At 41.6% G+C, this 5,006-nt stretch carries 3 protein-coding genes and 1 pseudogene; all 4 read left to right on the top strand.

The features are described 5' to 3' along the window. Positions 1 to 159: 159 nt before the first annotated feature. Entirely contained in the window at positions 160 to 1,614 is a 1,455-nt protein-coding gene (locus ACFIJR_RS08605) for a hypothetical protein (protein ID WP_375654019.1), read from the top strand. Continuing rightward, on the top strand, positions 1,614 to 3,797 hold the full coding sequence (locus tag ACFIJR_RS08610; RefSeq protein ID WP_375654020.1) for a hypothetical protein: 2,184 nt from the start codon (positions 1,614 to 1,616) through the stop codon (positions 3,795 to 3,797). The genes ACFIJR_RS08605 and ACFIJR_RS08610 overlap by 1 nt, the downstream gene beginning before the upstream one ends. A 16-nt stretch (positions 3,798 to 3,813) precedes the next feature. Then, positions 3,814 to 4,464 carry a transglycosylase SLT domain-containing protein gene (locus ACFIJR_RS08615; RefSeq protein WP_375654022.1) on the top strand — a complete coding sequence of 217 codons (651 nt, stop codon included), beginning with the start codon at positions 3,814 to 3,816 and terminating at the stop codon, positions 4,462 to 4,464. A 12-nt stretch (positions 4,465 to 4,476) separates the two neighbouring features. Continuing rightward, positions 4,477 to 5,006: pseudogene (locus ACFIJR_RS08620) on the top strand (phage tail protein); the annotation flags it as partial.

A 5,006-nucleotide genomic window follows, 5' to 3' on the forward strand; every position in this document is an offset into this window, starting at 1 on the left:
TGAATATGCTTATGAACGCCGGTCATGGCTTTGCAAGGAATTACGGCACGACGACGAATAATAATACAGCCTCTATGATGCAAGGCAACGACCCTTGGAAGAACGCTATAGGGATTTTAGCTGGTATTTCTGGTTTTGCAGGAAAAAAGTGAGGTAGTTATGCAAAATAGTAACGATAACATTTTATCAAGACTTCTTAAGTCTATGCATGTAATGAGCCAATATGTACCACGTATACGTTTCAACGATCTAGAAGACGCCAAACAACAGGCAAATAATTTACCTTATTTAACCCCTTCTTCCCCTATAGCAACTTTTGGTTCACAATCAAATCCTTTAGGTTTAGCTAAAAATACTTCACCTTTACCAGATGTAAGTTCGTCTTTAAGATCGGCAGGCAGAAAACCGTATGTACCGTCTTCAGTCCCTTCTTTACCAGTAGCGACCTTTGGTTCACAACCAAATCCTTTAGGTATGGAACCTTTGCCTAATGCAATTGAAACTTCAGATTTGGCATCATTGAAACCAAAGCAGTCTCAATTACCAGAGCCTATTTCATCTGTAGAACCACAGAAGTCTGTACAGCCACAACAGAGTACTGTTCCTCACCAAGATACTGGTTCTCAACAGAGTTTTTGGGATTACTTGCGTAGTCCTGAGTTTTTACAAAGATTATCAGATTATGGGATTGGTTATGCATTATCAGATGGGACGATAGCACAAAGTTTAGCGAATGCAGCTATGAATCTTCGTCGTGGTGATATGGAAAGAGAAAAAAGAGGGCAGGTTAACCAGACCGTCGAATATCTAAAATCTAAAGGGTACAGTGAAGAAGAGGCGCGGTTCATGGCACGTAATCCGCAAATGCTTAGTGCGATGCTAACAGGTGGTGATAAACCTCAGTTAGATAAAGGTTATGAATGGGATCCCAATTCACAACTAGGTGAACGTAGAGCGAGACCGGTTAAGGGGTCGATGCAGGAACTTGAGTATAATCAAAAACTACAAGCCCAGAAAGAGTGGGAGGGTAGAAGGATAAAAAATATGTTCACCACCAAGCAGCAGTTGAGAGCTGGATTAAATGATCTGAAAGCTGCTTTTGAACTCATTCAAAAAGGTAGTGCTACAGGATTTAAGGGGTGGTTTACGAAAAAAGCTGGTGGAAGTGATGGGTACAAATTAGACAAATTATTGGAGGGAATTAGAGGTGGTGTTCTAAGGACGGTATTTGAGAATCTAAAATCGATGAGTCCTAGCGGAACAGTAGGAACTGGTCCTATATCAAATTTTGAAAGTCAGGCACTATCATCAATGTTTGGTTCTTTGGATGTTGGGCGAGATAAAGAGGGATTGGAGAGGACTTTACAAGTAATTAAAACAGCATTTGATTTTTTCAATAGGCATAATGATCTTCAACTGTACAACGCATTAACAGGTCAGCCTATAGATACGCCCCAAGAAATCTCTGATAAATATTTTGTAGATTCACCGATGTCACAAGGAGGTGGTGCAAATATACCTATAATGAAATGGCAGGAAGGTATCGACAGAGATGATATCACTGTGTTTATAGATGCGTCTACCGGTAAGCGTATTGAAAAGGAAGAGTATTAATGAATACTTATACTAGCATTCCAGAATATGTAACATCTAAAAGTGGAAAACGTTACCGTTTGCGTGTTCTCGATGACAATTCGAGAGGTGGCACTCCAGAATATGTAACATCTAAAAGTGGAAAACGTTATCGTTTGCGTGTTCTCGATGATGCTCCGAATTTTGAAGAAACACCATCATCCCAACATCCCGAAATAAGTGAAAGTGAAGCTTTTTGGAACTCTTTAAAGCATGGATTGAGTTTTAATTTAGATGATGAGATTGCGGGGATTACAGCGGCAGGACGTGATTCTGATGATGAGTTGGCAATAAGTGCTTTTTTGAAGGGGCTTTACAACTATTGGACTGGAGATAAGAAAACCATAGAAAAATATGAGAAAGAAGCCAATAGACTACGTGATTATTATCGTAGGATGAGTGATCAACATTATTGGACTTCTTTTGCTGGAAATGCTTTAGGGTCGGCAATCCCTTCCCTTGCGACTTTAGGAGGAGGATTGTTAGCCTCAGGAGCACGCTTTGTAGCGCCTACACTTGCAAGGAATGTGGCGGGGTCAAAATTAGGTCAAGCCTTTTTGAAAGCAGGTCAGTTACCCCCAAGTCGATTTGCAAGTCCATTTTTAGGCATCACGAACAAAACAACATTGCCGCATTTGCTTAAAGTAGGGGCGGCATCTGGTGCATTACATGGAGCGGGAGAAGGTGAAGGGCTTGGTAATACACTTACAAGTACGTTATCTGGTGCAGGTTTAGGAGCGGGTGGGGCATTGGCTGGAAGTGCTTTAGGTCATTTGGCTGGTTCTACTGTCGGTGGAATACGAAGACTTCTTTCTCCTTCTCATAAGCAAGGTGTTGCAACAGACACATTAAGAGCAATCAGTAAACATTTAGGTAAGGAGGCTTCTGAAGAGCTAGGAAACTCTTTTAAGAATGCAGTTCCTATCGATTACGTAGCTGATCATAGTCCTTTTTTACAGGATCTTGTTTTTGATATCGCGAAAAGAAATCAAGGAGCTTATCTTGATTTGACTAAAAGAGCTGGGCAGAGAGCGCTGGGAGGAGGGGAGCGTATTCATCAAGCTGCTGATGAACACTTTGTTCCTCGTCAAAATGTTACAGGTTTAAAAGATGATCTTATCGCGATTAGGAAAGCAGAACCACATACTCTTTACGAAATAGCTCAAAAAACACCAATAGGAGAACAGCATTATGGTGCTCTTAATGAATTAATGAAGCGTCCATACTTCAAACAGGCTTATAAAGGAGGGCTACAGGAATTCACGAGTGGTGGCAAAGAAGTCAGTTCGTTTTCTTCTGAAAAATTTAATCTCCTTAAAGAAAAACCCAACATGGGAGTTCTCCATGAAACGAAGGTTAAACTTGGTCTTATGAGAGATGAAGCCGAGAAGATAGGAGATAATAGTAAAGTTCATACCTTAGTTGGCATTCAGAAAAAGTTATTAGAGCTTATGGATGATATATCGCCTAAATATAAGAAGGCACGATCATTGTATCACCAATATAGTTCACGTTTAGATGCCATGGATGAAGGTTCCAAAATCCTTAGCAAGTCGGTTAATAAGGATGAGTTCAGTAAAATCTTTGATGAATTACCAAAGGCACAACAAGAATACTTTAAAAAGGGTTCAAGGGCAGAACTTTTACAAGGTATGGGTCAAACAAAAGATGAAGTATCCAAGGCAAAGGAGATTTTTGGTACGAATGATCTGTATAAACGATTTGCAAAGATTTATGGAGCCGATAAAGCTTCTGCGGTCAAGAAGGTTGTCGAAAAAGAAGCTAATTATGCAGATTTTTATAACAGAATACCAGGTCGTGTAGCGGATGAAAAGATATCTTTTACGCATAATGTCAGTATGCCAACGGGTAAACGTGATGCAGCTGTACAATTAGCAAAAGCTGCTGGGAAGGCAGCTTGGATTCCTTTCAAAGAGGCGGCGTTTAGAGAGCGTCAACGGATTGAAAAGGATGTTGTCAAATTGTTAACAGGGGGGACAGAGATTAAGAATGATCAAATTGTAGCTCTCATTCAACGCATGGTAAACGCGCATCATAAGGGATATGCGACAAAAGAATGGTTCAAAAAGCTTTCTGCTGCTTTGTTTGGAGGTGGGGGAAAAGCCTCAACGGAGGAATTGAATTTATTGAGTGCATTTGAGTAAGGGAGGAGATTAGGCTATGACCCGTTATAGTCCTTCTGTCAATCAAGCGATACGGCAAACGGCAGCACGTTACGGCTTGCCAGAGAGTTATTTATACCGTGTTGCGCAAGTTGAAAGTGGAGGCAATCCGAATGCAAGGAATCCACGTTCTTCTGCTGGTGGGTTGTATCAATTTATAGACAGCACAGCCAAACAATATGGTTTGCAGGATAGGTTTGACCCCATGCAAGCGGCAGATGCCATGGGGCGGTTGACACTTGATAATCGCAATCATTTAAGCCGTCTGTTGGGAAGAGCGCCTAGTGAAGCGGAGTTGTATTTAGCACATCAACAAGGCGCAGGAGGAGCCGCGCGTCTTTTGCAAAATCCCCATGCCAGTGCGGCGCAAATTGTTGGGAGCAATGCGGTTGGCTTGAATGGTGGAAACAACGCTATGCGTGCAAGTGATTTTGTCAACCGTGTATTACAGATGTATGGTGGGCAGCCTTATAGAGCAAGTCCTACAGCGCATGGTGGCATTAGAAATAGAGACAACTTGTTAGAGGTTTTAAGGGCATTATTAGCATCACAAGAAGAAGCTTCGGAAGAAGAAGAGAGTGATGATGATGATAATCCTTTGATGACGCAATTCATGCGGGCGTTTTACGGACCATTTTACCGGAATTAGGATTTATGAGAGATGTCAACGATCTATGATTGGTCGCTTAGAGCGGCGGATAATACGCGTTCTGATAATTTGATTGATTGGTCCGAAGGACAGTATCCTAGCAGTGTGAATACGAGCGCCCGTGTGATGATGCAGCGCGTAAAGGAATACTTGTCAGACACGGGTGGAGAGCTTGAAGGCATTGTGACAAATGATCATGTCCAACAAACGAGTGTGATAAGACTTGCAAGCACTTCACAGTTTTTAGAGTATAAGAATGGTATCGTTTTGCGCTTTATGGCGACGGGTAAGAATGTTGGAGCGACCACGATTGTCTTAAATGCTTTAGATGGCAAGCCGGTTTATAAGGCAACGGAAACGGGTTTATCGCTTTTATCAGGGGGCGAAATCCAACAGGGGTGCATTTATACATTGTTTTATAATGGAGATCATTGGCATCTTGTTAATCCTACCTCTATACCTTTAGAAGAAGAAAGCAGTCTTTATCCCACGGGTTTTATAGGAACGTTTGGAATGCGTGGGATTCCAAAGGATTGGTTAAT

Origin of the sequence: Bartonella sp. OD88NMGDW (assembly GCF_042193775.1) — a bacterium.
In the GTDB taxonomy this organism is placed as follows: domain Bacteria; phylum Pseudomonadota; class Alphaproteobacteria; order Rhizobiales; family Rhizobiaceae; genus Bartonella; species Bartonella grahamii.

What these genes read in the sequence shown, in the direction of transcription:
- ACFIJR_RS08605 (WP_375654019.1), top strand. Translation starts at nt 160, where the DNA reads ATGCAAAATAGTAACGATAACATTTTATCAAGACTTCTTAAGTCTATG.
- ACFIJR_RS08610 (WP_375654020.1), top strand. Translation starts at nt 1,614, where the DNA reads ATGAATACTTATACTAGCATTCCAGAATATGTAACATCTAAAAGTGGA.
- ACFIJR_RS08615 (WP_375654022.1), top strand. Translation starts at nt 3,814, where the DNA reads ATGACCCGTTATAGTCCTTCTGTCAATCAAGCGATACGGCAAACGGCA.